General features: G+C 61.4%; 21 protein-coding genes and 1 tRNA gene. 13 read left to right on the forward strand and 9 right to left on the reverse strand.

Translation table 11 applies throughout. From position 1 onward, the window contains the following. Window positions 1-135: 135 nt before the first annotated feature. Together IE188_RS03045 and IE188_RS03050 are read right to left on the reverse strand one after the other, a co-directional pair. Window positions 136-222, reverse strand: a tRNA-Leu gene (locus IE188_RS03045). A gap of 87 nt (window positions 223-309) precedes the next feature. Beyond that, window positions 310-789 (reverse strand): Lrp/AsnC family transcriptional regulator, encoded by a 480-nt coding sequence (locus tag IE188_RS03050; protein ID WP_191284985.1) that lies wholly within the window; start codon window positions 787-789, stop codon window positions 310-312. Window positions 790-898: 109 nt separating this feature from the next. Between IE188_RS03050 and putA the strand changes: the two genes are divergently transcribed. Next, window positions 899-4,357, forward strand: coding sequence for a bifunctional proline dehydrogenase/L-glutamate gamma-semialdehyde dehydrogenase PutA (putA, locus tag IE188_RS03055; protein WP_191284986.1), 3,459 nt, complete (start codon window positions 899-901; stop codon window positions 4,355-4,357). Window positions 4,358-4,401: 44 nt separating this feature from the next. Continuing rightward, window positions 4,402-5,151 (forward strand): rhomboid family intramembrane serine protease, encoded by a 750-nt coding sequence (locus IE188_RS03060; RefSeq protein WP_191284987.1) that lies wholly within the window; start codon window positions 4,402-4,404, stop codon window positions 5,149-5,151. Window positions 5,152-5,172: 21 nt separating this feature from the next. On the opposite strand, the gene IE188_RS03065 is transcribed toward IE188_RS03060, so the two are convergent. The 3 genes from IE188_RS03065 to IE188_RS03075 all read right to left on the reverse strand — a co-directional run bounded on the left by IE188_RS03065 (window position 5,173) and on the right by IE188_RS03075 (window position 7,213). Continuing rightward, window positions 5,173-5,376 (reverse strand): hypothetical protein, encoded by a 204-nt coding sequence (locus IE188_RS03065; protein WP_191284988.1) that lies wholly within the window; start codon window positions 5,374-5,376, stop codon window positions 5,173-5,175. 70 nt (window positions 5,377-5,446) lie between these two features. After that, complete coding sequence (locus IE188_RS03070) at window positions 5,447-6,235, reverse strand: inositol monophosphatase family protein (RefSeq protein WP_191284989.1); 789 nt, start codon at window positions 6,233-6,235, stop codon at window positions 5,447-5,449. A gap of 72 nt (window positions 6,236-6,307) precedes the next feature. Next, window positions 6,308-7,213, reverse strand: a complete 906-nt coding sequence (locus IE188_RS03075; protein ID WP_191284990.1) for a LysR family transcriptional regulator — start codon at window positions 7,211-7,213, stop codon at window positions 6,308-6,310. Window positions 7,214-7,312: 99 nt separating this feature from the next. Between IE188_RS03075 and metF the strand changes: the two genes are divergently transcribed. Continuing rightward, window positions 7,313-8,179 carry a methylenetetrahydrofolate reductase [NAD(P)H] gene (gene metF / locus IE188_RS03080; RefSeq protein ID WP_191284991.1) on the forward strand — a complete coding sequence of 289 codons (867 nt, stop codon included), beginning with the start codon at window positions 7,313-7,315 and terminating at the stop codon, window positions 8,177-8,179. Window positions 8,180-8,203: 24 nt separating this feature from the next. Here metF and IE188_RS03085 read toward each other — a convergent pair whose 3' ends face one another. Then, on the reverse strand, window positions 8,204-9,343 hold the full coding sequence (locus tag IE188_RS03085; RefSeq protein ID WP_191284992.1) for a type III PLP-dependent enzyme: 1,140 nt from the start codon (window positions 9,341-9,343) through the stop codon (window positions 8,204-8,206). Between the two features lie 129 nt (window positions 9,344-9,472). On the opposite strand from IE188_RS03085, the gene IE188_RS03090 reads away from it, so the two are divergent. The 5 genes from IE188_RS03090 to IE188_RS03110 all read left to right on the forward strand — a co-directional run bounded on the left by IE188_RS03090 (window position 9,473) and on the right by IE188_RS03110 (window position 18,561). Further along, window positions 9,473-9,904: an Lrp/AsnC family transcriptional regulator gene (locus IE188_RS03090; RefSeq protein ID WP_191284993.1), complete on the forward strand. Its 432-nt coding sequence runs from the start codon at window positions 9,473-9,475 to the stop codon at window positions 9,902-9,904. A 37-nt stretch (window positions 9,905-9,941) separates the two neighbouring features. Next, window positions 9,942-11,570, forward strand: coding sequence for an alpha-D-glucose phosphate-specific phosphoglucomutase (locus IE188_RS03095; protein ID WP_191284994.1), 1,629 nt, complete (start codon window positions 9,942-9,944; stop codon window positions 11,568-11,570). Window positions 11,571-11,846: 276 nt separating this feature from the next. Continuing rightward, on the forward strand, window positions 11,847-14,012 hold the full coding sequence (locus IE188_RS03100; RefSeq protein WP_191284995.1) for an autotransporter domain-containing protein: 2,166 nt from the start codon (window positions 11,847-11,849) through the stop codon (window positions 14,010-14,012). A 126-nt stretch (window positions 14,013-14,138) separates the two neighbouring features. Beyond that, complete coding sequence (locus IE188_RS03105; RefSeq protein WP_191284996.1) at window positions 14,139-17,264, forward strand: valine--tRNA ligase; 3,126 nt, start codon at window positions 14,139-14,141, stop codon at window positions 17,262-17,264. Window positions 17,265-17,442: 178 nt separating this feature from the next. After that, window positions 17,443-18,561, forward strand: coding sequence for a pyridoxal phosphate-dependent aminotransferase (locus IE188_RS03110; RefSeq protein ID WP_191284997.1), 1,119 nt, complete (start codon window positions 17,443-17,445; stop codon window positions 18,559-18,561). Here the strand turns inward: IE188_RS03110 and IE188_RS03115 are convergent. Continuing rightward, on the reverse strand, window positions 18,550-19,749 hold the full coding sequence (locus IE188_RS03115) for a pyridoxal-phosphate-dependent aminotransferase family protein (protein ID WP_191284998.1): 1,200 nt from the start codon (window positions 19,747-19,749) through the stop codon (window positions 18,550-18,552). The genes IE188_RS03110 and IE188_RS03115 overlap by 12 nt on opposite strands. Window positions 19,750-19,905: 156 nt before the next feature. On the opposite strand from IE188_RS03115, the gene IE188_RS03120 reads away from it, so the two are divergent. Genes IE188_RS03120 through ygfZ form a run of 3 tightly spaced genes read left to right on the forward strand, consistent with a single transcriptional unit; the run spans window position 19,906 to window position 23,263 of the window. Further along, window positions 19,906-20,592, forward strand: a complete 687-nt coding sequence (locus tag IE188_RS03120) for a tyrosine-protein phosphatase (protein ID WP_191284999.1) — start codon at window positions 19,906-19,908, stop codon at window positions 20,590-20,592. Continuing rightward, the gene (locus tag IE188_RS03125) at window positions 20,589-22,466 is read left to right on the forward strand and encodes an ABC transporter ATP-binding protein (protein ID WP_229836441.1); all 1,878 of its coding nucleotides are present in this window, start codon (window positions 20,589-20,591) and stop codon (window positions 22,464-22,466) included. Before IE188_RS03120 ends, IE188_RS03125 begins: the two co-directional genes overlap by 4 nt. A gap of 53 nt (window positions 22,467-22,519) precedes the next feature. Further along, window positions 22,520-23,263, forward strand: coding sequence for a CAF17-like 4Fe-4S cluster assembly/insertion protein YgfZ (gene ygfZ, locus IE188_RS03130; protein ID WP_191285000.1), 744 nt, complete (start codon window positions 22,520-22,522; stop codon window positions 23,261-23,263). A gap of 6 nt (window positions 23,264-23,269) precedes the next feature. Here the strand turns inward: ygfZ and IE188_RS03135 are convergent, their stop codons facing one another. Continuing rightward, entirely contained in the window at window positions 23,270-23,815 is a 546-nt protein-coding gene (locus IE188_RS03135) for a pseudouridine synthase (RefSeq protein ID WP_191285001.1), read from the reverse strand. Between the two features lie 66 nt (window positions 23,816-23,881). Beyond that, window positions 23,882-24,445: an elongation factor P gene (gene efp / locus IE188_RS03140; protein WP_191285002.1), complete on the reverse strand. Its 564-nt coding sequence runs from the start codon at window positions 24,443-24,445 to the stop codon at window positions 23,882-23,884. Between the two features lie 214 nt (window positions 24,446-24,659). On the opposite strand from efp, the gene IE188_RS03145 reads away from it, so the two are divergent. Together IE188_RS03145 and IE188_RS03150 are read left to right on the forward strand one after the other, a co-directional pair. Continuing rightward, window positions 24,660-24,977 (forward strand): DUF6280 family protein, encoded by a 318-nt coding sequence (locus tag IE188_RS03145; protein WP_191285003.1) that lies wholly within the window; start codon window positions 24,660-24,662, stop codon window positions 24,975-24,977. A gap of 120 nt (window positions 24,978-25,097) precedes the next feature. Then, on the forward strand, window positions 25,098-26,543 hold the full coding sequence (locus IE188_RS03150) for a cobyric acid synthase (RefSeq protein ID WP_191285306.1): 1,446 nt from the start codon (window positions 25,098-25,100) through the stop codon (window positions 26,541-26,543). The last annotated feature ends 6 nt before the right edge of the window (window positions 26,544-26,549 follow it).

Consider the following 26,549-nt stretch of genomic DNA (forward strand, 5'->3'; position numbering starts at 1 on the left):
TCGCATGGTCAGCGAAGGGCGTGTTTTCTTCCTCTGGCGGGTTCCTTGCAAGAATTCGCTTGGGGGACCAGATGGGGGACCGGGGAGCGCGCGCGGCGCTACACGCCTGTAATTAAATAGGTTAATGCTTGAATTTGGTGCGGGCGGTGGGACTCGAACCCACACGGGGCTACGCCCCAACAGATTTTAAGTCTGGTATGTCTACCATTCCATCACGCCCGCACCGGGTGGGGTCTGGCCCCGTCTTTCCCTAACGCCTCTGGAAATCAGAGGCAATCGGTCAGATGCGTATGCTGCGAAGCGGCCGTATTACGTCAGGACCGTGGGGCTGTCATCCTTGACCGCCTGCATCACAACATGGGTCGAACTCTGCGCCAGATGCGGCAGAGTCGAGATGGCTTCGCCCAGCACCCGTCGAAAATCGCGCATGTCATGGGTGCGCACCTTCAGAAGGTAATCGAAATGCGCCGCCAGCATGTGGCATTCTTCCACTTCAGGAATACCGGCCACTTGCTTGTTGAACGCGCGCAAGGCGGCTTCGCGCGTGTCCGACAGTTTGACCTCGACAAAGGCGACGTGATCGCGCCCCAGACGGATTGGGTCGATGTCGGCCCGGTATCCCGTGATGACCCCTTCTGCCTCTAACCGGCGCACACGGGCTTGCGTCGGGGATTTCGACAAACCGATCCGCTGCGCCAGATCAGTGATCGAAATGCGCCCGTCGCCCGACAGAACATCCAGAATCCTGCGGTCGAACCGATCCAGATCAACTTGTCTATCTTCCTGCATATTACCCCCAATATCAGTTTTCTTGACTTCTCATCAGCTAAAATCAGGAAAAACGACTTGCCAATTCGGCATATCATAGGGGAAGTGAAAACACCATGAGGATCCGCACATGACCGATGCTCTGCGCCAGAAGATCGACGATCTCGCCTATACCGATGAAGAAAAGCATGTCCATGAACTGGCCGAGGACGCGGGCCTGTCTGCCGAAGATCGGGCGCGGATCGCGGCCAGCGGGGCGGATCTTGTGCGTGCCATCCGGGCCTCGTCCGATCCGGGCATGATGGAGGTGTTCTTGGCCGAATACGGCCTGTCCACGGATGAAGGCATCGCGCTCATGTGTCTGGCCGAAGCCCTGCTGCGCGTGCCGGATGCCGAAACCATCGACGCGCTGATTGAAGACAAGATCGCGCCCAGCGACTGGGGCAAGCATTTGGGGCGGTCGTCGTCGTCACTGGTCAACGCCTCGACCTGGGCGCTATTGGTGACGGGCAAGGTGCTGGACGAACGCGAACCGGGCATCGCGGGCGCGCTGCGGGGTGCCGTCAAACGTCTGGGTGAACCGGTGATCCGCACCGCCGTGGGGCGCGCGATGAAGGAAATGGGCAACCAGTTCGTGCTGGGCGAAACCATTGCCGCCGCGATGAAGCGCGGATCGAAGATGGAAGCAAAAGGCTTCACCTATTCCTATGACATGCTGGGCGAAGCGGCACTGACCGATGACGATGCGCGCCGCTATCAGATGGCCTATGCCAAGGCGATTTCAGAGATTGCCAGTGCCTGTACGTCAAAGGACATCCGCGCCAATCCGGGCATCTCGGTCAAGCTGTCGGCGCTGTTTCCCCGTTACGAACGCGCCCAGCGCGAACGGGTGATGGCGACGCTTGTGCCGCGCGTGTCGGCCCTTGCCCACTTGGCGAAATCAGCCGGAATGGGCTTCAACATCGACGCTGAAGAGGCGGACCGCCTGCAAATCTCGCTGGATGTGATCGAAGCCGTATTGTCCGACAAGTCGCTGGCCGGTTGGGATGGGTTCGGCGTGGTGGTGCAAGCCTATGGCCACCGTGCCGGGACTGTCATTGACTGGCTGCACGCCGTGGCCGAACGGCTGGATCGCAAGATCATGGTGCGGTTGGTAAAAGGCGCCTATTGGGACACCGAAATCAAGCGCGCGCAGGTCGAAGGTCTGGACGCGTTTCCGGTGTTCACGCGCAAGGTGGCAACGGATGTCAGCTACATCGCCAATGCGCGCAAATTGCTGTCGCTCACCGACCGGATCTATCCGCAATTTGCCACACACAACGCGCACACGGCGGCGGCCATTCTGGACATCGCCAGATCCTCGGGCGTGGATGCGCGTGGCTATGAGTTCCAGCGTCTGCACGGCATGGGCGAGCGGCTGCATCAGATCATCATGGACGAGAACGGCACCCGCTGCCGGATCTATGCCCCGGTGGGTGCGCATCGCGACCTTCTGGCCTATCTGGTGCGGCGACTGTTGGAGAACGGGGCCAACAGCTCTTTCGTCAATCAGATCGTCGATGAAAGCGTCACCCCCGAAGAGGTCGCCGCGTGTCCCTTCGCGGCACTCGACCACCCTGCGCCGCATGTACCCACCGGATATGAGATCTATGAAGACCGCAAAAATTCCAAAGGGCTGGACCTGACCTATGAACCGCATCTGGATCAGATCGACGCCGCCCGCGACCCCTACGCGGACACACAGTTCACCGCAGAACCCCTGATTGCGGGCACGCAAAAAGGCGGCAAACTTGTCACCGTCACCAATCCTGCAAACGGGAAAGAGGTGGGACAGATCACCTGGGCCAGCGCCGAGGACGTTCAAACCGCACTTGGGTCAGCGACACGCTGGGATGCCGCACCCGAGACACGCGCCGAGGTTCTGAACCGGGCAGCGGATCTTTACGAAGACAACCTTGGAGTGTTCTTCGCCCTGCTCGCGCGCGAGGCCGGTAAGACCCTGCCCGACTGCATGGGAGAACTGCGCGAAGCCGTTGATTTCCTGCGCTACTATGCCACTCGCATTCCTTACCTGACACGCGACGCACGCGGACTGTTCACCTGCATTTCGCCTTGGAACTTCCCGCTGGCGATCTTCACCGGCCAGATTGCCGGGGCCCTGGCCGCTGGAAACGGCGTGTTGGCCAAACCCGCCGAACAGACCGGAATCATCGCGTATGAGGCGGTGAAACTTCTGCACCAAGCGGGCGTGCCGCGCGAGGTGTTGCAGCTTTTGCCCGGCGATGGGGCGACGGTCGGTGCCGCGCTCACGTCAGATGCGCGCATCGACGGGGTCGCCTTTACCGGGTCGACCGAAACCGCTCAGATCATCCACCGTGCCATGGCGGATCACCTGTCGCCTGCCGCGCCACTGATCGCCGAAACCGGTGGCCTGAACGCGATGATCGTCGACAGCACCGCCCTGCCCGAACAGGCGGTGCGCGACATCGTGGCCTCCAGCTTCCAGTCGGCCGGGCAGCGCTGCTCGGCGCTGCGCTGTCTTTACGTGCAGGACGACATCGCTGACAGCCTGTCCGAGATGCTCGTCGGTGCGATGGACGAACTGACCCCGGCGGATCCGTGGCACCTGTCGACCGATCTTGGTCCGGTCATTGATGAGGAAGCGTATCAGGGCATTCGCACCTATATCGACGCAGCCCACGCCGATCAGCGGGTCGTGCACGCGCTGCAGGCGCCCGAGGCCGGCCATTTCATTCCGCCCACCCTGATCCGTGTCGAAGGCATTCACGAGATGGAACGCGAAATCTTCGGTCCGGTTCTGCATATTGCACGTTACAAGGCGGAAAATCTTGATGCGGTTATCAATGCGATCAACGCCACGGGATACGGGCTGACCTTTGGCCTGCACACAAGGATCGACGACCGCGTTCAGCACGTGGTCGATCGCATCCATGCAGGCAACGCCTATGTCAACCGCAACCAGATCGGGGCAATCGTCGGCTCGCAGCCCTTCGGGGGCGAAGGGTTGTCAGGGACCGGCCCCAAGGCGGGTGGCCCGGCTTACATGGACCGGTTCTGCAGCGCCGATCCCGCCCCGGTCACCGCCGAGCCATCGGGCGAGCAGACCAAAGCCAGCTCGGCGCTGGCACAAGCCATTGCCGCCGCTGCGCGCGAGGCAACGCTGGCCTCAAGCCGTCTGCCGGGGCCGACCGGTGAGTTGAACCAACTGTCCACCCATCCCCGGGCGCCGTTCCTGTGCCTTGGCCCCGGACGTGCCGTGGCCGAACGACAGAAGGCGGATGTGGAGCGTCACGGCGGCGTGGCCGTTCTGGCCCCGGATCTGGACGCAACCGCCCTGACCACCATCGACGGGATCGGTGGGGCAGTTTACTGGGGGCCTGAAGCGGACGCAAAGGCGCGGGTTCAGGCGCTCGCGTCCCGCAGCGGAGCGATCCTGTCTCTGATCACCGGCGCGGTGACAGCCGAGGTCGTGACCCATGAGCGACATCTGTGTGTGGACACCACGGCCTCGGGCGGGAATGCCGAGCTTTTGATGCTGTCTCAGCCGCCCGACCTGGCCGCAGAGTAGATCAGCCGCTTGACCCGGTGGACGCCATCGGGTCAAGTCCCTCCATGTTTCCGATCCGCGATCACAACCCCTCTGAACGCACGCCCTTCGTGACCTATGGGCTGATCGCGGCAAATCTGATCGTCTTTCTGGTGATGCTGCCCTTTTACGGCAACGAGGCGGACTCCGGTTGGGTGTTCCAGACATATGGGCTGATCCCGCTGCGCTTGATCAGCGGCGACGGGTTTGAAACCATCCTGACCTCCATGTTCCTGCATGGCGGCTTCCTGCATTTCGCGGGCAACATGCTGTTTCTGTACATCTTCGGCGACAATCTGGAGGACGTGCTTGGCCATGTCAGATTCGCCCTGTTCTATTTTGTTTCGGGGCTGGGGGCAGCGTTGCTTCAGGTGGCCGCAGATGTCACGAGCATGGTTCCGATGGTGGGTGCATCGGGCGCAATTGCGGGAGTCATGGGCGGATATCTTCTGCTGTTTCCACGGGCGCGGGTCGATGTCCTGTTCATCTTCGTTGTGATCTTCAGGGTGTTTCCCTTCCCGGCATGGCTGATGCTGCTCATCTGGTTCGGATTGCAGGTCGTGAATGGCGCGTTGAACTGGTCGCAAATGGGCGGCGGTGTCGCCTATTGGGCTCATGCTGGCGGGTTCATCGCCGGTTTCCTGTTCGTCTTGCCGATCTGGAGAGGACTGGGTGGCACGGCCTTTTGGGCCCGTACAGAAGGCCACCCCGACAAGCCAGCGGCAGAATACAAATTGGTCAACAGCAACATCCCGGCGATCCGGCGGCGGAAATAGACCATCCCCGGACGGTGGGGATTATCCCCCGCCGACGGTCATCACCGAAATATGCGTGCTGATCTTGCTTGCCAGACCCGGCACGCTGCCCGTCACCGTGAAGGCCGCAGCAATCCCCAACATGACGATAGAAGCTGTCAAAACGACCCAATCGACCGTGACTGCACCGTCTTCGTCTGCGATCAGCCCTGAAATACGGGCGGCAATATTGTTCAACTGTTCCATGATGTCTGTTTTGCCAAACAATCAGGCAGCAATATGGCCCTGTCAGGGTATTTTGCGGCGCAGCCGAAAATCAGTTGTCGCGCACAAGTCCAGCAAATTTTTCGAAAATCGCCTCGTTCGCGGCGATCACCTCGCCCTGTTCAAGAATCGACCCTTCCGGATCGATCGGCGCGACAAAGCCACCAGCCTCGCGCACGATGACCAGCCCGGCTGCCACATCCCAGGCGTGCAGGCGGCGTTCCCAGAACCCGTCATATCGGCCCGCCGCCACATAGGCCAGATCCAGCGCCGCCGATCCGAAGCGGCGCACACCCGAACAGCTTGGCAGAATCCGCGCCAGATCTTGCAGCGTATCCGGCAGATCGGCGCGTCCCGCGAACGGCAAGCCGGTCGCAAACAGGCTTTCGATTAGACGCGACCGGCCTGAGACGCGCAGGCGGCTTTGGTTCAGCCACGCGCCTTCGCCCTTTTCGGCCGAGAACATCTCGTCCTTAGCGGCGTCATAGATCACGCCCGCAACGATTTCGCCCTTGTGTTCCAGCGCGATCGAGATGGCCCAGTGCGCAAGCCCATGCAAAAAGTTCGTGGTGCCATCCAGCGGGTCGACAATCCAGCGGCGGGTGGGATCCTTGCCGTCGACGGCGTCGCTTTCCTCGGCCAGCCAGCCATAGTTGGGGCGCGCCTCCATCAGGACATCGCGGATGATCTGCTCGGCGGCGGTGTCGGCCTTCGATACGAAATCGCCCGCGCCCTTCATCGACACTTGCAGGTTTTCCACCTCGCGGAAGTCTTTCACAAGGCTGCGGCCCGCCATCCGGGCGGCCTTGATCATCACGTTCAGATTTGCACTGCCTTCCATCGGGGCGCTCCTATCTTCTCAGACGGCGCGTATACGCCGCGATGCCTTGTTTGCCAAGCCCGTTTCCCGGTTTCATGCGCGTTGCAGCTTGACCGGCTCGGACCGGCACAACCGGATCATATGGGCGACATAGGGCACGATGGCATCTTCGTCGCGGGTGGCGGCAAACATGCGCTTAGCCAACCCCTTTTCCGTCAGGGGCCGCGTGATGTAATCGGGGTTCCCATCCACCTTGCGCAACACCCAGTCCGGCATGACGGCCACCCCGCGCCCGGCGGCGACCAGCATCAGGATCACCTCGGTCATCTCAACCTGACGAACGGCGCGCGGTTCAACACGCGCAGGCGTTAAAAGCCCGGAAAACACATCCGTTTTCGACCGATCGACCGGATAGGTCAGCAACATCTCCTGTTCGAAATCCTCGGCTTCGATAAAATCCTGTTGCGCCAGCCGGTGCCCTGCGGCGGCGACAAAACGGGGCTCATAGTCGAAGAGCGGCGAAAAGGTGATGCCCGGCAGAGCAATTGGGTCGGAGGAAATGACGAAATCGACCTCTTCCCGCCGAAGTGCCTCGAGCGCGTCAAAGGCAAGCCGTTGGCGAATGTCCAGATCGACCTCGGGCCAGGCATGACGCAGCTTGTCGAGCACGGGAAACAGCCAGTCAAAACAGGCGTGGCATTCGATGGCGATGTGCAAGCGGCCCGACCGGCCGGATTTCAGCGCCCTGAACTCTTCTTCAACGCGGGACACTTCCGGCAGGATATGTTCGGCAAGGCGCAAGAGCTTCAATCCCGCCGGGCTGAGCCGCATCGGCTTGGTGCGGCGGTGAAACAGCTCCATCCCCACCTGATCCTCAAGCCCCTTGATCTGATGGCTCAGCGCCGATTGGGTGATGTGCAGAATGTCCGCAGCGCGTGCCAGGCTGCCCGCCTGATGCACTGCGCGGATGGTGCGCAGATGACGAAATTCCAAATACATGCACGAAACTCATGATGAATGTGAGAATTATGAATTTGTCTCACAAATGAAATCCGGGCACAAGAGGGGCCACACGACCTTCCCACCGCCGAGGATGCCATGACCACGCCCAACATCTCGTTCGAGTTCTTTCCGCCACAATCGCTGGATGCATCTTTCCGTCTTTGGGAAACCGTGCGCGAACTTGCACCGCTGGATCCCAGCTTTGTCTCGGTGACCTATGGTGCGGGCGGCACCACGCGCGAGTTGACCCACGACGCGGTCCAGACCATCCACAAGCACTACGACCTGAACGTCGCCGCACACCTGACCTGCGTGGACGCCACACGGGATGAAACCCTGTCCATTGCCAAGGAATATGCAAAAGCCGGTGTCACCGAGATCGTCGCCTTGCGGGGTGATCCGCCCAAGGGCAGCACCGGGTTTGTGCCACATGCGGACGGCTTTTCTTCATCGGTCGAACTGATCGAAGCCCTTGCAGATACGGGTGATTTTCATATCCGCGTCGGCGCCTATCCCGATCCGCACCCCGAAAGCGCCGATCTGGACGCCAATGTCGCCTGGCTGAAGCGCAAGGTGGATGCGGGTGCGAACTCGGCGATCACCCAGTTTTTCTTCGAGGACGACACTTATTTCCGTTTCCGCGACAAATGCGAAAAAGCCGGGATCGACATCCCGATCATTCCCGGCATCCTGCCGATTGAGAACTGGACCGGCGTGCGCAAGTTCGCCGAACGTTGCGGGGCGCATATTCCAAGCTGGCTGGATGATGCCTTCGCCAAGGCCGCACGTGACGGGCGCGAAGATCTGTTGTCCACCGCACTGTGCACCGAGCTGTGTTCCGACCTGATCGACGGCGGGGTCCAGGACCTGCATTTCTATACGCTGAACAAGCCGGCCCTGACCCGCGAAGTGGCACGCGCCTTGGGGCTCACGCCCAGCGTGAAATTGCAGGACGTCGCATGACCACAGACAGTTCAGCCCGCGGGGTCACAGCCCGGCGCGCTGTACCGTCACCAGGTCGATCTGCCCATATCCGTTGAACCGCGTCACCGTGGCAAGGCTATAGGCGCCCATCCCGGAAAACAGAACGTAATCGTCTTCGGCCAGATCGGCGGGCAAAGCCAGTGGATCAGGCAATTGGTCAATCGAATCGCAGGTCGGGCCAAACACGATGCGCTTCATCGGTGCGCCCTTGTGGGACGTGCCGTCTGCCCGAACCGTTGAAATCCGGTCCGGCACCCCGATCGACGGCGCTTCGGACAAAGCGCCATAGATCCCATCATTCAGATATACCGCGCCATCCTCACGGATGGATTTTACCCGTGTGGCCAGCGTGAACGCCTCGGCGACCATAGCGCGACCAGGTTCACACACCAGCGCCGGTGCCGCGTCACCAAACGCGTTCTTAACGGCGCGATGGATCGCGGCAAAGATTGCGTTCAGATCAGGGGCAACGCCGCGATTGGCGGCAAACCCGCCGCCCACATTCAGACGCGCCAGCGTCACGCCGGCCTCTTTCGACACCTCCGCACAGGTCGCGACATAGGTCGACCATGCCGAGGGGCTGGCGCATTGCGTGCCCGGATGAAAGGTCATCGACGGGGTAAATCCCGCCTCTTTCACCATGCGCAACAGCGCCACGGCCTGTTCCACATCCGCACCGAACTTGGTGCCGAAATGATACGCAGCCCCTTCGACCGGCAGACGCAGGCGGACCGAGATTTCGATGCCCTTCGGGTCGACCTGCGCGCGCAACTTCTCGAACTCGTGTGGCGCATCGACGGAGTAGGACCGGACGCCAAGCGCGACTGCCTCGGCGATCTCGTCGCGGGCACGCACCGGGTTGTTGTAATGCATCACCGCATCGGGTGACACAGCGCGCAGCGCGTGCATTTCCGCCGGGCTGGCAACGTCAAAAGCGCTGATCCCGCAGGCCACAAGGTTTTCCAGCACAACACGGGAATCATTGGCCTTTACCGCATAGGTGACCAGCCCGTCGAACCCATCCACGAATTGCTGAACGGTGGCCTGCAACGTCGCAGGTGCGAAATACAGCACCGGGTGTTTCGGCGTTTCGGATTTCAGATGTGACAGGGCTGTCAGCCAGATCGAGGGTTGCCTGCTCATGTTCGCTCGCTTTGAAAAGGGTCTGTTCGCGTGGTTCTTTTAGAATCTGAACAGACACCGTCGATTTCCAGTGGCAATTCGGGCGATATGTCGTGTATTTTCCGCCGAAACATCGAGGATACCGACCATATGGATGACAAAGACCGCGAATTGTTGGCCCAGCTTGAAGGAAATGCCCGCCTGCCCGTGGCCACGCTGGCGCGGCGGCTGGGGCTGGCCCGCTCCACCGTTCAGGCCAGAATCGAACGGTTGGAGGAAAAGGGGATCATCGCCGGATATGCTCTGCGCCTTGGCGATGCGGCGCGCGGCGACCGCATCCGAGCGACCGTTCTGATCGCGATCGAACCCCGTTCGACCCCTGCCGTGCTGGCCCGCCTGAAGACCCTGACGGCGGTCGAAACGGCGCACACCGCATCGGGCCGGTTCGACATGATCCTGCAGCTTGCAGCCAAGTCCACGGCCGAATTGGACCAAACGCTTGATGCCATTGGTGAAATCGACGGGGTGAAAAGCTCGGAAAGCCTGATCCACCTCTCGACGCGGATCAACCGCCTGGGTTAGAACGGGGGCATTGCTTACATTATTGAACGAGGGCGCCATGACAATTGAAACCATCCCCACCGCGCCAATCGATGGGCAAGTGCCGGGCACGTCGGGATTGCGCAAGACGGTTTCGGTCTTTTCGGCGCCTGGCTATCTGGAAACCTATACGCAGTCGATTCTCAACGCCATTTCGCCACAGGGTGCCGTGCTGGTCATGGGGGGCGATGGCCGATATTTCAATCGCGCGGCGATGGCCAGCATCCTGCGCATCGCCGCGGCCAATGGCGTGGCGCGTGTCATTGTCGGCCAGAACGGCCTTTTGTCGACACCGGCGGCCAGTCACCTGATCCGCAAACGCGGGGCGAATGGTGGCCTGATCCTGTCGGCCAGCCACAATCCTGGCGGGCCGAAGGGTGATTTCGGGTTGAAATACAACATTGCCAATGGCGGACCGGCACCGGAAGCGGTGACCGACGCCATCGTTGCCCGTGCAAGTCAGATCACACATTACACCATGACCACCGAAGACGCGCCAGACCTGTCAGAGTGCCGGGAAACCCAGTTGGGCGACATGGTAATTGAAGTGGTGGACCCGGTCGCGGACTATGTTGCACTGATGGAGGAGCTGTTCGATTTCGATTCCATGCGCCGGATGATCGCGGACGGGTTCACCCTGCGCTTCGATGCCATGCACGCGGTCACTGGCCCTTACGCGACAGAAATCCTTGAACGCCGTTTGGGTGCACCTGCCGGATCTGTGATCAACGCCATTCCAAGCGAAGACTTCGGTGGCGGGCACCCGGATCCCAACCCCGTGTGGGCCAAGCCGCTTTATGATCTGATGCTGCGGCCGGACGCCCCGGATTTCGGCGCAGCCTCGGATGGTGATGGGGATCGCAACATGATCCTGGGGCGCGGTATCTATGTGACGCCGTCGGACAGCCTTGCACTGCTCGCGGCCAACGCGCATCTGGTGCCGGGCTATCGCAACGGCATCGCAGGGGTTGCGCGGTCAATGCCCACTTCGGCGGCCAGTGACCGGGTGGCGGCACGATTGGGTGTGGAAGCCTTTCAGACTCCGACCGGATGGAAGTTTTTCGGCAATCTGCTGGATGCGGGGCGGGTCACGCTGTGTGGTGAAGAAAGCGCCGGCACCGGATCAAACCATGTACGCGAGAAAGACGGGCTCTGGGCCGTTCTGATGTGGTTGAACATCTTGGCAGTGCGCAAATGCTCGGTCGCGGAGCTGGTTCGCGACCATTGGGCGCAGTATGGGCGCGACTACTATTCGCGTCACGACTTTGAAGGGATCAGCACGGATGCCGCGACGCGCCTGATGGACCGTCTGGTGGCAAACCTGCCCGCCCTGCCCGGACAACAGGCCGGCGAATTGACTGTGACCGGTGCCGAGGATTTTTGCTATACTGACCCGGTTGACGGGTCCGTCAGCACCGGACAGGGCGTCATCCTGACCTTCGATGGCGAAGCGCGCGCAATGCTGCGCCTGTCCGGCACCGGCACCCAGGGCGCGACATTGCGGGTTTATCTGGAACAATACGCCCCGCCGGGATCCGCACATGATCAGGACACCCAGACAGCCTTGTCAAAGGTAATCCGGGCAACGCACGATCTTGCACAAATCGAACACTTCACGGGTCGTCACGCCCCGGATGTCATCACGTAGCGTGGAAACTTCCGTTTGGTGATAAGGATTTGCAACGGTCGGTTTCAATCTTTCAAAGCAGGTCGATATTGCCTCGTTGTTTTTTTGCGACTACGAACGGGTTTATTGTCTAGAAACTTAATCATCCACGCCGCACGAGGGCGATTTTGTTAACATAAGAGAAACACCTCACGAGAAGGTCCGGTCGCGCAGAAGCATGACAATAAATGCAGGTTGCGACTGACAGGGTCGATCCCATCGGATCATCGTGTGCGTGATTGAAATTGCGAGGGGCGAATGAAACATTATTTCAAAGAGCAGTCAGATTATTCTTCTGCGTCGAAAACAACCGTGAACCTGCGCCGACTGATTGCCGCGTCAACCCTGGCACTCACTGCGCACCCGGTGCTGGCACAAACCACGGGACCAACCCCAACCATCGAGAGCATTCCGACCTTTGACGACAGTGCTATGGTCACCGGATCGGACGCGGTGGACATTTCAGGCGACGGATCGGTCGTCGTGGGCTATGCGTCGGATTCTGCCACCACCCCCCGTGCCTTCGCCTATTCCGGCGGCACGCTTGTCAACCTTGCCCCGGCAATGGGGGATGCCAGCTTTGCCCGCGGGGCCAGCGAGGACGGATCGGTCATCACGGGCGTGTATTTGACAGCCGGGACGCCGACCATGTTCTATTGGACGCAAGCCACCGGCGCCGTCTCTATCCCGATCAGCGCGGGCGTTTTGGGCGAAGCGAACGGCATCAGCGCCGATGGGACGCGCATTGTTGGCACCATCTTCGACAATGGCGCGGCGACGCCGGCACCGGCCGGACCAACCTCTCCGGCGCCCTATGACCGTGCCTTTGTCTGGACGCGCGCAACCAATACGTTTGTCACACTGCCCAGCCTGGTCGCGAATGGCGACACGTATGGTGCAGATATCAGTGACAATGGCACCATTGTTGTGGGGCGCGCCGAAACCGCAACCACAACCCACGCGTTCCGCGCGGTGGTCGGCGGGGCCATCACCGATCTGGGCACCATCGGTGGCGCCGCCGGTCAAAGCCGCGCCAACGGGGTCAGCGGTGACGGTCAGGTTGTTGTCGGCCAATCAGTGGCCCCCTCGGTCACGGGTCAGCGCGCCTTCCGTTGGAGTGCTGCCACGGGCATGGTTCAACTGGCGTCGACGGATGAGGCCAATGTCGTATTTTCGCTGGCCAATGCCGCCAGTCAGGATGGGTCATACGTGGCAGGGGCGGCGCGCTATTCGACCACCCCCGGATACCGCGCCTTGCGATGGGACGAGAACGGTGTGGCGCAGGATCTAGGCGACTTGACCACCGGCAACACGGGCACGTCGTTTGCCAATGGGATCAGTGCGGACGGCTCTGTCGTGGTCGGTGTGGCGACAAATGACGCGGGCGATTCACGCGGCTTCATCTGGCGTGATGTCGAGGATCCCGACGATACGACGGGCACCCCCGGCGGCACGATGCTGGATCACATCAACACCCTGACGCAAGTGTCAGATAACGCGGCCCAACAGGCGGCAGGCGCGCATTATATGGACAAGCTGGTCCAGTTCACGCTGGGCCAGTCGCTTGAGCTTCCGATCGAAGGCAGCGCGGGCCAACGCAGCAAAACGGGTCTGGGGCACCCGTTTTCGATCAAGGTGAACGCAGGTGCGGCCAGCAATCGCGATGGCAATGACACCGCCCTTGCTGGTCTGATCGCCGCCACGGCGCTGACCGACAATCTGTCACTTGGCGGATTCCTCGGGCTTGGGACGGACGACGACACGCTGACAGGGTTTGGCATCGACGGCACGTTCCGCAGCTTCGGGGTCTATCTGCAAGGTGGCCACCCGGCAACCGAGGGGTTGAACTGGAAACTTGCCGCCGCACAATCGGCTGCCGAGGTCGAGATCACGCGGTCAACCGCCCTGCCCAACACCGAACGCGGTCTGGGCCGCACGGATATGCGCGCACGCGCCGGATCGATCGAAGTTGGATACGGCATGCAGCGGGGCGCTGCATTGGTCACACCGTTCCTGCGCGTCTCTCGTTCATCGGTTGATCGCGACGGCTACACCGAAACAAATGCGGTCGCCTTCCCCGTGACCTATGACGATTACGTGGTCAGCGCCACCACCGCCACTTTGGGGGCAGATGTGCGTATCCCGGTCTCGGCGGCTGGCGTGGTGCGTTTGAAGGCCGGGGTGGAGTGGGATTTGTCCCGCTCGACCGACACCGTGTCTGGCACCAGTGCCATTCCGGGCATGACCAGCTTCGCCATCGCGGGTCCAACATTGGAGCACGAAGAACGGCTGTTTGCCGAAGCCCGCTACACCCACGCGTTGGGCAACGGGCGCAGCTATGATCTGGGGCTTGGCGTGCACCAGACGCCTTATGCGGAAAAACCATCCGTCATGGCGACAATCGGCTATCAGATGGATTTCTGATCGTCGCAAACGACCTGCACTGAAACGCCCGGGCCAAGCTCCGGGCGTTGTCTTTTTTGCACGGGCTTTCCCTTTGCCGCCCACTTGGGTAAACGGTCTTGAACTCATACGACTTGGGACAGAACCATGGCCATGGACAAGACCTTCGACGCTAGCGCAGCCGAGCCGCGCATCTATCAAGACTGGGAAGACGCCGGCGCATTCAAGGCGGGCGCAAATGCCAAACCCGGCGCGGACAGCTTCACCATCATGATCCCACCGCCCAACGTCACGGGTGCGCTGCATGTGGGCCATGCGTTCAACAACACGTTGCAGGATATTCTGATCCGCTGGCACCGGATGCGGGGCTTTGACACGCTGTGGCAACCCGGTCAGGACCACGCCGGTATCGCCACCCAGTTGCAGGTCGAGAAAATGCTTGCCGAGACCCAGCAGCCAGGACGCCGCGAACTGGGGCGCGAGAAATTTCTTGAGAAGGTCTGGGAATGGAAGGGCGAATACGGCTCGACCATCATCAACCAGTTGAAACGGTTGGGCTCGACCTGCGACTGGTCGCGCAACGCGTTTACCATGGCCGGCGCGCCGGGCGACCCGCGCGTGGGGCACGAGAACTCGGCCGATTTCCACGACGCCGTTCTGAAGGTCTTCGTCGATATGCACGACAAAGGCCTGATCTATCGCGGCAAGCGCCTGGTCAACTGGGACCCGCATTTTGAAACCGCGATTTCCGATCTTGAGGTCGAGAATATAGAAACCCCGGGTCATATGTGGCATTTCAAATACCCGCTGGCCGGTGGCGCGACCTACACCTATGTCGAGAAGGACGAGGATGGGAACATCACGCTGAGCGAGGAGCGTGACTTTATCTCGATCGCCACGACCCGGCCGGAAACCATGCTGGGGGACGGTGCTGTCGCCGTGCACCCGGATGATGAACGTTACGCGCCCGTCGTGGGCAAACTGTGCGAAATTCCGGTCGGGCCAAAAGAGCATCGCCGCCTGATCCCGATCATCACCGACGAATATCCCGACCCGAACTTTGGGTCGGGCGCGGTGAAGATCACCGGCGCACATGACTTCAACGACTATCAGGTCGCCAAACGTGGCAACATCCCGATGTATTCGCTGATGGATACACGCGGGCACATGCGAACCGATGGCCTGCCCTATGCGGATGAGGCCGCCACGGCCCAACGCATTGCGAATGGCGAAGAAGGGTTTGATGAGGCGAAGATCGCCGCGATGAACCTTGTGCCGGATGATCTGCGCGGGCTGGACCGGTTCGAGGCGCGTAAGCGCGTGGTCGACCAGATCACTGCCGAGGGGCTGGCCGTGATGATCACCCAGACGGTCGAGGTCGATGGCGAGGAAATCACCGGAACCGTTCCGTTTGTTGAATCAAAGCCAATCATGCAGCCCTTCGGGGATCGCTCCAACGTCGTGATCGAACCGATGCTGACCGACCAGTGGTTCGTGGACGCCGAAAAGATCGCCGGCCCTGCGCTGGACGCTGTGCGCAATGGCGACGTGAAGATCATGCCGGAGTCAGGTGTGAAGGTCTTTTTCCACTGGCTGGAGAATATCGAGCCGTGGTGTATCTCGCGCCAGCTTTGGTGGGGGCATCAGGTGCCGGTCTGGTATGGTCTGGACCTGTCCGGGGAAGGGTTCAAGGACGACGAAAGCAACAATGCGCTTGATCTGGTCGAAATGGGCCGTCTTCTGTTGCAACAGGACATGCTGCCCGGTCACGAACACAGCCATTGCGCCCATGATTTTGACGCGGTTGTTCCGAAATTCGACGAGGTGCTTGTCACCCTGCCCGCGCCGCTGAGCCACGCCCGTGTGGTCGAGGTGGCGGACCGCGCCGCCGCCATCCACATGCTGGCCGAAAGCCTGGCCGCCTATGAAAGCACGCAGGACCCGACCAAGCTGGTGTATCCCGTCTGGCGCGACCCTGATGTGCTGGACACTTGGTTCTCGTCCGGTCTGTGGCCCTTCGGCACGCTGGGCTGGCCGCAGGACACGGACGAACTTGAACGCTTCTTCCCCGGTGACGTGCTGATCACCGGGCAGGACATCCTGTTCTTCTGGGTCGCCCGGATGATGATGATGAGCCAGGCGGTGACGGGTAAAAACCCGTTCCACACGGTCTATCTGCATGGTCTTGTCCGCGACGAGAAGGGCAAGAAAATGTCCAAGACCACCGGCAATGTGATCGACCCGCTGGAAATCATCGACGAATACGGCGCGGATGCGCTCAGGTTTACCAATGCTTCGATGGCTTCGATCGGCGGTGTGTTGAAGCTGTCGCGCGACCGGATCGCAGGCTATCGCAATTTCGGCACCAAGCTGTGGAACGCGGCGCGGTTTGCCGAGATGAATGACTGCAAGCCCGTCGCTGGTTTTGATCCCAAAAGCCCGACACAGACGGTGAACCGCTGGATCATCTCGGAAACCGCGAAAATGCGGGGCGAGGTGGACGAGGCCCTGACCGCCTATCGCTTCAATGACGCCGCCAACGGGCTTTACGCCTTTGTCTGGGGCAAGGTGTGCGATTGGTATGTGGAATTCTCGAAACCGCTTCTGAACGCGGATGATGAGGCGGTGCTGACTGAGACCCGCGCGACGATGGCCTGGGTGATCGACCAGTGCCTGATCCTGCTGCACCCGATCATGCCCTTCATCACAGAAGAGCTGTGGGGCCAGATCGCGGACCGCGACACGATGCTGATTCACGCGGACTGGCCGACCTATGGCAACGAGCTGGTAAACGAGTCAGCGGCGCGTGAAATGAACTGGGTCATCTCGCTCATTGAGAACATCCGCTCGGCCCGGGCACAGATGCATGTGCCTGCTGGCCTGAAGGTGCCCCTGATCCTGCAAGAACTGGATGCGGCGGGGCGCACGGCCTGGGCGAACAACGAGGTGATGATCAAACGCATGGCGCGCATCGACAGCATGACCGAGATGGCCGAACTGCCCAAGGGCTGCATCACCATCGCGGTCGCGGGCGGTATCTTTGCCCTGCCCTTGGCAGATATCATTGATGTGGACGAAGAGATTGCGCGGCTTGAGAAGTCTCTGGGCAAGCTGGGCAAGGAAATCGGCGGGCTGCGGGGCCGGTTGAAGAACCCGAAATTCGCCGAGAACGCACCGCCCGAGGTTGTCGAGGAAGCACAGGAGAACCTGGCGGCGCGCGAAGAGGAAGAAGCGACGTTGAATGCTGCTCTGGCACGACTTCGCGAGATTTGAACAGGTGGCACGCGCGGCAGGGTGGCTCACGGTGTGAGCCTGAGGGGCCTTGCCCCTCTGCGCCTGCGCGCATTCACCCCAGGATATTTTGGGCCAGAAGAAACGGGGTGGTGCGGGACATGTCGGTCGTGGCTCCTTGCGACTTGCCGACGGGCCGCGGCCCTGATCTAACATCTGCATGACCAAGACATATGCCCGCCTGACCCCGCTTGCCGATAGCTTGCCTGCCACTGTCCCTTTTGTTGGACCTGAGACACAAGAGCGGGCGCGTGGTCGTCCGTTTGCCGCGCGTTTGGGGGCGAATGAGAACGGGTTTGGCCCTTCGCCCATGGCTCTGTCCGCGATGGCAGAGGCTGCGCGCGATGTGTGGATGTATGGCGACCCGGAGAATTTCGATCTGCGCATGGCCTTGGCCGCCCATCACGGCATAGCGCCTGAGAATATCATGGTTGGTGAGGGGATTGACGGGTTGTTGGGCTATCTGGTCCGGCTGTTGGTTGGGTCGGGGGATGTGGTCGTAACGTCGAAGGGGGCCTATCCGACGTTCAACTATCACGTCGCTGGGTTTGGCGGGCGGATTGAGACCGTGCCATACAACGCCGATCACGAAGACCCGGTGGCGTTGGTTGAGACGGCACGCGAGGTCGGGGCGAAGTTGGTGTATATCGCCAATCCCGACAACCCGATGGGGACGTGGCACGCGGCTGGCACCGTGCAGCGGATGATCGAGGCGGTGCCAGAGGGGTGTCTGTTGGTTCTGGATGAAGCCTATGTCGAATTTGCCCCCGAAGGAACGGCGCCAGATCTGGCTCCGGACGACCCACGGGTGGTCCGTATGCGCACGTTTTCCAAGGCTTATGGTCTGGCCGGGGCGCGGGTCGGGTATGCGATAGGTGCGCGCGAACTGATCACCGCTTTCCACAAGATCCGCAACCATTTCGGCATGTGCCGGATCAGCCAGGCGGGCGCGTTGGCGGCGTTGCATGATCAAGACCATCTGCGGCAGACGCTGGACCGGGTCGGGGCCGCGCGGAGGCGAATTGAGAGCATTGCCCAACAGAACGGGTTGCACCCCTTGCCGTCCGCAACGAATTTCGTCGCCGTCGATTGCGGAGCGGACGGTGACTTTGCCCGCGCCGTATTGCAGGCTTTGGTGCAGCAGGATGTGTTTGTGCGGATGCCCTTTTCGACCCCGCAGGATCGCTGTATCCGTGTTTCGACTGGTCGGGCAGAAGAGTTGGACCTGTTTGCAGCCGCCCTGCCCCGCGCGCTTGAAAGGGCTCGTTCAAGCCGCTGAGATCACCTGAGCCGCAGCGGCAAGCGCATCTGTCCCATGCGGAATGTTCAGGGCGGTCAACCCGGCCTGGATCGAAGACAGCGCCCCCATCACCATCGGTGCATTCACATGCCCCATATGCCCCAGCCTGAAGAATCCATCGGCGTTTGGGTCCTCTGCCGTTTGCATACCCAACCCGATCCCCAGGGTGACGCCGGTCTTGTCCTCGGTCCAGCGTCTGAGCGCGGTGCCATGCGGGGCGCCGATCCGCACGGAGGTCACGGCATGGGAACGATGCGTGGGATCCTTGACGTTCAACGTCATGGGACCATCCGCCGCCCAACGATCAAAAGCCGCCCAGACGGCCCGCGCAAGATGGGCATGGCGCGCCCAGACTGCTTCGATCCCGCCCTCTTCCGCGATCATGTTCAGGGCCTCGCGTAGCCCGTAAAGATGATGCGTGGGCGCGGTGCCGCCGAAATACTGGTAGAACAGGTCGGGATTGGCCCGGTCCATCCAGTCCCAGTTTTGGCTGACACGCGGCATTTCTGACCGCGCTCTGGCCGCCTTGTCATTAAAGAACACGAAAGACACGCCCGGCGGCACCATCAGCCCCTTTTGCGACGCCGCAACTGCTATATCGGCGCCCCAGTCGTCCATCCGAAACGGATCGCAGCCCATGGATGCGATGCAATCGACCATCAGCAGCGCGTGGTGCCCAACCGCATCCATCGCGGCACGCACGGTGGCCACATCATTCCTGATCGAGGTGGACGTATCCACATGCGTCAGCATGACGGCGCGAAGGCGATGGTTGGTGTCCGCCCGCAACACATCTTCGACCCGGTTCGGATCAACGGGTGTCCGCATACCGAAATCCTCGATCTGAACCTCGATCCCCAGTGCCTCGGCCATTTCGGTCCAGCCATGCCCGAACCGCCCGGTGCACAGGGACAAAGCAGCGTCTCCGGGTGACAGGACGTTGGACAGGGCCGCCTCCCACGCGCCGTGGCCGTTGGCGATGTAGATTGCAACATTGTGGCGGGTGCGCGCGATGGCTTTGAGGTCACCGATCAAAGCCGGCATCATCTGAACCAGTTCACCTTCATAGATGTTCGGGCCAGGCCGGTGCATGGCGCACAGCACGCGATCAGGCATCACCGATGGCCCGGGAATGGCAAGATAGGGGCGGCCATTGGAAAGTGTCATGGGCGGGCTCGTCTGGCAGTGTGTTTTCCAATCGGTACTGCGCGCCGTGTTGACCGTCAACAGACCCGTGCCCCGCCGCGCTTGTCTGCACCTTCGTGACACGATAAACCCCGTAGGATCGCCTGCATCCCTGCCGGCACACAAACCGGAGACGTCATGTTTTCCACGCTTTATGCCCGGATCAAGGAATGGGAGCGCAGCTGGAAAAGCGCGTTCGGCACCGACATCTCGACGCCCGAAGGACGCCGGGCGGCACGGCGGCACAACAATCTGGTCGACCATGCCTTTGTGCGGCGCGTCCTGCCCAACCGCTATCAATTGTCCGATGAGGCGTGGCGGTCCAACCAACCCGACCCGGTGCATTTTCCCGTCTTGCAAAAGATCGGTATCAAAAGCGTGATCAACCTGCGGGGGCCGGACAGGTTTTCCTATTACCTGTTCGAGAAAGAAGCCTGCGCGGATTACGGAATGACCCTTCATGATTACGAGCTGTTCGCCCGTGTGCTGGGCAGCCCACAGGATTATCTGGACCTGCTGGACCTGCTGGAACGCGCCGAAAAGCCGATGTTGATCCACTGCAAATCCGGGGCAGACCGCACGGGGATTGCGGCGGCCTTGTATCTGCTGGACCAGAAGGGCGCCGACATCGACGCGGCGCGGGCGCAACTGTCGTTGAAATACGCCCATCAACGCTGGTCAAAGGCGGGGATTCTGGATCATCTTCTGGACAGCTATGCCGCCCACTGCGACACCGATCCGATCCCGGTGCGCGATTGGCTGGCGCATCACTATGACCCCGAGGCCGTGACGGCCTCGTTCCACGCCAAGCGGAGCAAAGGATGAGCGAGACCCCGCACCCTGACATGATCGGCTGGATGTGGCGCAGCTATATGCGCGCCTATCGCTGGCCGCTGATCGCCGCGGTGTTCCTGATGCTGCTCGAGGGGCTGGCGCTGGGGGGCTTGAGCTACATGATCAAGCCGATGTTCGACGTGGCGTTTTCGTCTGGCAGCACGTCCTCGATCGTGGGGGTCGCGCTGGCGGTGGCCGGGATCTTCATCACCCGCGCCATCGCGGCCTTCGGGCATCGGGTTCTGATGGTTCATGTGGGCCAGCGGGTCGCCGCAAAACTGCAATCGGACATGGTTGCGCATATGCTGACGCTGGACAGCAATTTCTTTCGCGACAACTCGCCCGGCACATTGATCGAGCGCGTGCGCGGCGACGCGCAGGCCATTGCCACGATTTGGGAGGTCGTGCTGGCCGCCGTCGCGCGCGATGTGGTGTCACTTCTGGCGCTGCTGGGCGTGGCTTTGTCGATCGACTGGCTGTGGGTCGTGGTCGCGGTGGCGGCCGCACCCATTCTGACCATTCCCATGGGTATCTTGCAAAAACGAGTGCGCCGCACGACAACCGACAGCCGGTCATCTGCAGCGCAAATTTCGACCCGGCTGGACGAGATCTTTCACGGCATCAATTCGATCAAGCTGTCGGGCACCGAACGTCATGAACAAGGCCGTGTCGACCGCGAGATCGACGCCTTCGCGCGCACCCATCTGCAAAGCCAGGCCAACCAGGGCGGCATCGTCGCGATGGTCGATATCATCGCCGCTGTCGGCTTCTTCGGTGTGCTGGTTTATGGCGGCATGCAGATCAATTCAGGCGCCAAGACGGTCGGTGAGTTCATGAGCTTCTTCACCGCCATGGCGTTGGTGTTCGATCCGCTCAGGAACCTCGGCAAGGTCTCGGGGGCCTGGCAGGCGGCGTTGGCCAGCCTTGCCCGTATCCGGGGGGTATTTGACGAACGCCCGTCGATCCTGTCACCGGCGACCCCTGCCGCCCTGCCGATGCCTGCGCGCAAGGCTAGGATCGAGTTGAAGGACGTGCGCTTTTCCTATGGCGATACGCCGGTCCTGCGCGGGGCGAGCTTCACCGCTGACGCGGGCAAAACGACGGCCTTGGTGGGGGCATCGGGCGCGGGCAAAAGCACGGTGTTCAACCTGCTGACACGATTGGCGGATGCGAAATCGGGCAAGGTGATGGTGGGCGGCATGGATGTCACGCGGCTGCCTCTGGATCAGCTGCGCGCCTTGTTCTCGGTCGTCAGCCAAGAGGCGCTGTTGTTTGATGAAACCCTGCGTGACAACATCCTGATGGGGCGCACTGATGTGGACGAGAAGACGCTGAAACACGCGCTGGACGTGGCTCATGTCTCGGACTTCCTGCCACAGATGGAGCACGGGCTGGACACTCAGGCCGGGCCGCGCGGATCGAACCTGTCGGGTGGACAACGGCAGCGGGTTGCGATCGCCCGTGCGGTTCTGCGCAATGCGCCTTTCCTGCTGCTGGACGAGGCGACGTCGGCTCTTGATGCGAAGTCTGAAAAACTGGTGCAGAAGGCGTTGGACGAGCTGTCAAAAGATCGCACGACCCTGGTCATTGCCCACCGTCTGGCAACCGTGCGCGAGGCAGACAAGATCGTGGTGATGGATCAGGGCCAGGTGGTCGATCAGGGCACCCATGACGAGCTTCTGGCGCGTGGCGGCATCTATGCCCAGCTTTACAAGTTGCAGTTTCAGGACGAAGGCACCCCGGCTCAGGCACCAGAGCGCGGGAAACGCCGCAAGCGGCGTCTGCCGCAGATCGAACAAACCGAACCATCACGCTGGTCCGTGCGCAACCTGTTCCGCGGGCTGGTGGGAAACAGCCGCGACTGACCCTTTCGCTTTGCGCAACCGCGCCTATATTGAGGCCGCGACAGGAGAGCAACATGACAACAGACACATCCCGCAGCGTGCTGCGCCTGACCGGCCGCGACCGGCAGAATTTCCTTCAGGGCCTCGTCACGAATGATGTGAAAAAACTAGCCGATGGGCTGGTTTACGCGGCGTTGTTGACACCGCAAGGCAAGTATCTGGCCGACTTCTTTCTGGTGCCGGATGAAGATGCGATCCTGCTGGATGTCGCGGCACCTCTGGCTGCGTCACTGGCACAGCGCCTGTCGATGTATAAGCTGCGGGCGGATGTGCACATCACTCCCACCGACATCACGCCCGCCTGCGGGCTTGGCGACACGCCGGATGGTGCTTTTGCCGACCCCCGGCACGTAGCGTTGGGATGGCGGGCCTATGACGGGCGCGCCGGGCAGGATGGCATCGACTGGGACGCGATCCGGGTCGCCCATTGCATTCCCGAAACCGGGATCGAGCTGACCCCGGACAGCTATCCGCTGGAAGCGGGGCTGGACCGTCTGAACGGCGTGGATTTCCGCAAGGGGTGCTATGTCGGGCAAGAGGTCACGGCCCGCATGAAGCACAAGACGGAATTGAAAAAAGGGCTGGCACGGGTGCAGATCATCGGCGCGGCCCCGGTTGGCACTGCGATCACTGCAGACGGCAAGCTGGCTGGCACCCTGTTCACCCAATCTGGCGACCATGCCATTGCGTATCTGCGGTTTGATCGTGCGGGCGCGGAGATGACAGCCGGGGATGCCGCCATATCCTGGCCGGAGTGACGCCCGTCAGGCCCGCCGCCATTTGCCCGGCGCCAGACCGTCCAGCGTCCAGGCCCCCACCGCAGTGCGGATCAGGCGCAGCGTCGGGTGCCCCACAGCAGCGGTCATTCGGCGCACCTGCCGGTTTCGGCCTTCGCGAATGGTCAGTTCGATCCAGCAATCGGGCACGGATTTGCGAAACCGCACCGGCGGGTCACGCAGCCACAACCCCGGCGGGGTGTCGATGCGCCGGGCCTTGGCGGGACGGGTCAACCCGTCTTTCAGCGTCACACCATCACGCAATGCCTGCAACGCGGCCTCGTCCGGGATGCCTTCGACCTGCACCCAGTAGGTCTTGGGCAGTTTGTGGCGCGGGTTGGCGATCTGCGCTTGCAACTTGCCATCATCCGTCAGCACCAACAGCCCTTCGCTGTCCCGATCCAACCGGCCAGCCGGATAGACGCCGGGCAAGTCGATGTAGTCGGACAAGGTTTGACGCGGCGACCCCTGGGTGCCCTTGTCGGTGAATTGTGACAGCACGTTGAAGGGTTTGTTGAACAGGATTGTGGTCATACCGACCCCCTCAATGAAAAAGGGCAGAGCAACCGCCCTGCCCCGATTTGTGCTATCCGTCCCACATCAGGCGCGTTCGGAATATTCCATCGTTTCGGTATTCACCACGATGGCTTCGCCCTGCCCGACGAAAGGCGGTACGGAAATGCGGACGCCATTGTCCAGAAGGGCCGGTTTGAAGCTGTTGGCGGCAGTCTGACCTTTGACGACCGGTTCGGTTTCTTCAATGGTGCAGGTCACTTTCTGCGGCAGGGTCGCGTTCAGGGCTTCGCTTTCGTAAAACTCGACCACGATCGTCATGCCATCTTGCAGGAACGGGCGACGATCGCCCAGAAGGTCGGCGGGCAACTGGATCTGTTCATAGGTTTCGGTGTCCATGAAAATCAGCATGCCGTCGTCTTCGTACAGAAACTGCTGGTCCTTCTGTTCCAGCCGCACACGCTCGACCTTGTCCGCCGACCGGAAGCGTTCGTTCAGTTTCGACCCATTGCGCAGGTTGCGCAGCTCGACCTGAGCAAACGCACCGCCTTTGCCGGGTTTGACATGATCGACTTTCACCGCAGCCCACAGGCCACCATTATGTTCCAGCACGTTGCCGGGCCGGATTTCGTTACCGTTGATTTTGGGCATGTTTTAAACCTTCGCAAAAGGTTGAACTCTGTTGGCCTGCACCTATATCTTGACGGTCTGGTTCTGGCAAGGCGACGAATTTCGCATGTCTGGAGCCTAAGACATGCAGTATTTGCATAGCAGGCATGTGGCTGCGGGGATACCGAATCGCGCAGAAAACGCCATATTGTCCGCTACTCCGACAAGCGCAAGAGCAGAATGATAAAGGACGACCATGCTGGACTCCGTAGATGGTACCGCTTTCAACAACGAACAAGGCAATCGCGCGCGCAAACTGTTTGCTGCCGTGGTGCTGGCCGCGTTGGATGATGCAATCGCTGATGACAAGAAATACGGCAACGGCCCGGATCAAATTGCCCGCTGGGCCCGCTCGCGCGACGGGCGCGAAGTGCTGAGCTGTGCTGGCATCGACCCGAACGAACGCGTCGTCAAGGGATTGATGGAATTCGTGTCCAAAGGGGTTCGCACCTCGGTGGCGCTGAGCCGCGAAGAAAGCGAACGCCGCCACGCCGCACAGGCCGAAGCCGCCTGACCGGACGATCACTTACGGATCACAGGAAGTCGCGCCCCCCGGGGCGCGTTTTTCGTTTCAGGCCGGTCTTCGGTCGGTTCAGGGCTGGGCAGACCCGTGAAAAGCCCCTATGCAACCGACATGACCAAGGCGATCATGATCCAGGGCGCGGGCTCGAATGTCGGAAAATCCATGCTGGTGGCTGGGATTGCGCGGGCATGTGTGGCGCGTGGCCTGAAGGTCGCGCCCTTCAAGCCACAAAACATGTCGAACAACGCCGCCGTGACCGTCGATGGCGGCGAGATCGGGCGGGCGCAGGCCCTTCAGGCGCGTGCTTGTGGGTTGGACCCGGTGGTCGACATGAACCCGGTGCTGCTGAAACCCGAAACCGACACAGGGGCGCAGGTGATTGTGCAGGGCCAACGCTTTGCGACGATGAAGGCGCGCGACTATGGCCGGGCCAAGGCCGATCTGTTGCCGCGTGTGCTGGACAGTTTTCGCCGCCTTGGCGAAGGCCGGGATCTGGTGCTCGTCGAAGGGGCCGGCAGCCCGGCCGAGATCAATCTGCGCGCCGGTGACATTGCCAATATGGGCTTTGCCGAGGCGGCGAACCTGCCCGTCGTGCTGGTCGGAGACATCGACCGCGGCGGCGTCATCGCGCAGCTTGTGGGCACCCATGCGGTGTTGCCAGAGCAGGATCGAAATCGCATCAAAGCCTTTCTGGTGAACAAATTTCGTGGCGATCCCACACTGTTCACCGAAGGCGCCGCCGAAATTGGCACGCGCACCGGATGGGCGGACCTTGGCACGTTGCCCTGGTTTGCCGATGCCTGGCGCTTGCCCGCCGAGGACGTGATGGACATCGCCACCCGCCCCGGCGGTGCATTCAGGATTGCCGTGCCGCGCCTGAACCGGATTGCAAATTTCGACGACCTGGATCCCTTGGTGAATGAACCCGATGTGACGGTCGACATCGTTGAGCCGGGCCGCGCTCTGCCCGGCGATGCCGATCTGGTGCTGATCCCCGGATCGAAATCCACCATCGCCGACCTTGCCGATTTCCGCGCACAGGGATGGGACGTGGATCTGGCCGCCCATATCCGGCGCGGGGGGCATGTGCTGGGCATCTGTGGCGGCTATCAGATGCTGGGGCAGAAAATTGTGGACCAGGACGGGATCGAAGGCCCGCCCGGAGAAGTGACAGGTCTGGGACACCTTCAGATCACAACTCGTCTGGAACCCAGGAAGACTCTGGCCCTAACCAAAGCGCGTCACATCACATCAGGGGAACCGGTCACGGGCTACGAGATTCACTTGGGACGCAGCAGCGGCCCCGACACCGCGCGCGCCTGGCTAACGGTCGATGACCAGCCCGAGGGTGCCGCAAGCCCCGATGGCCGCGTCCAGGGATGCTATCTGCATGGTCTGTTTTCAGCGGATGGATTTCGCAGGGCTTTTCTGAGCGGATTGGGGGCGCAGGTGGCAGGCACCGGGTTCGAAACCCGCATCGAGACCACGCTGGATGCGTTGGCACAGCATATCGAAACCCACCTGGACCTGGATCGTTTCCTGTCCCTGGCCGAATAATCCCCG

Source organism: Aliiroseovarius zhejiangensis (assembly GCF_014656375.1).
Lineage (GTDB): Bacteria > Pseudomonadota > Alphaproteobacteria > Rhodobacterales > Rhodobacteraceae > Aliiroseovarius > Aliiroseovarius zhejiangensis.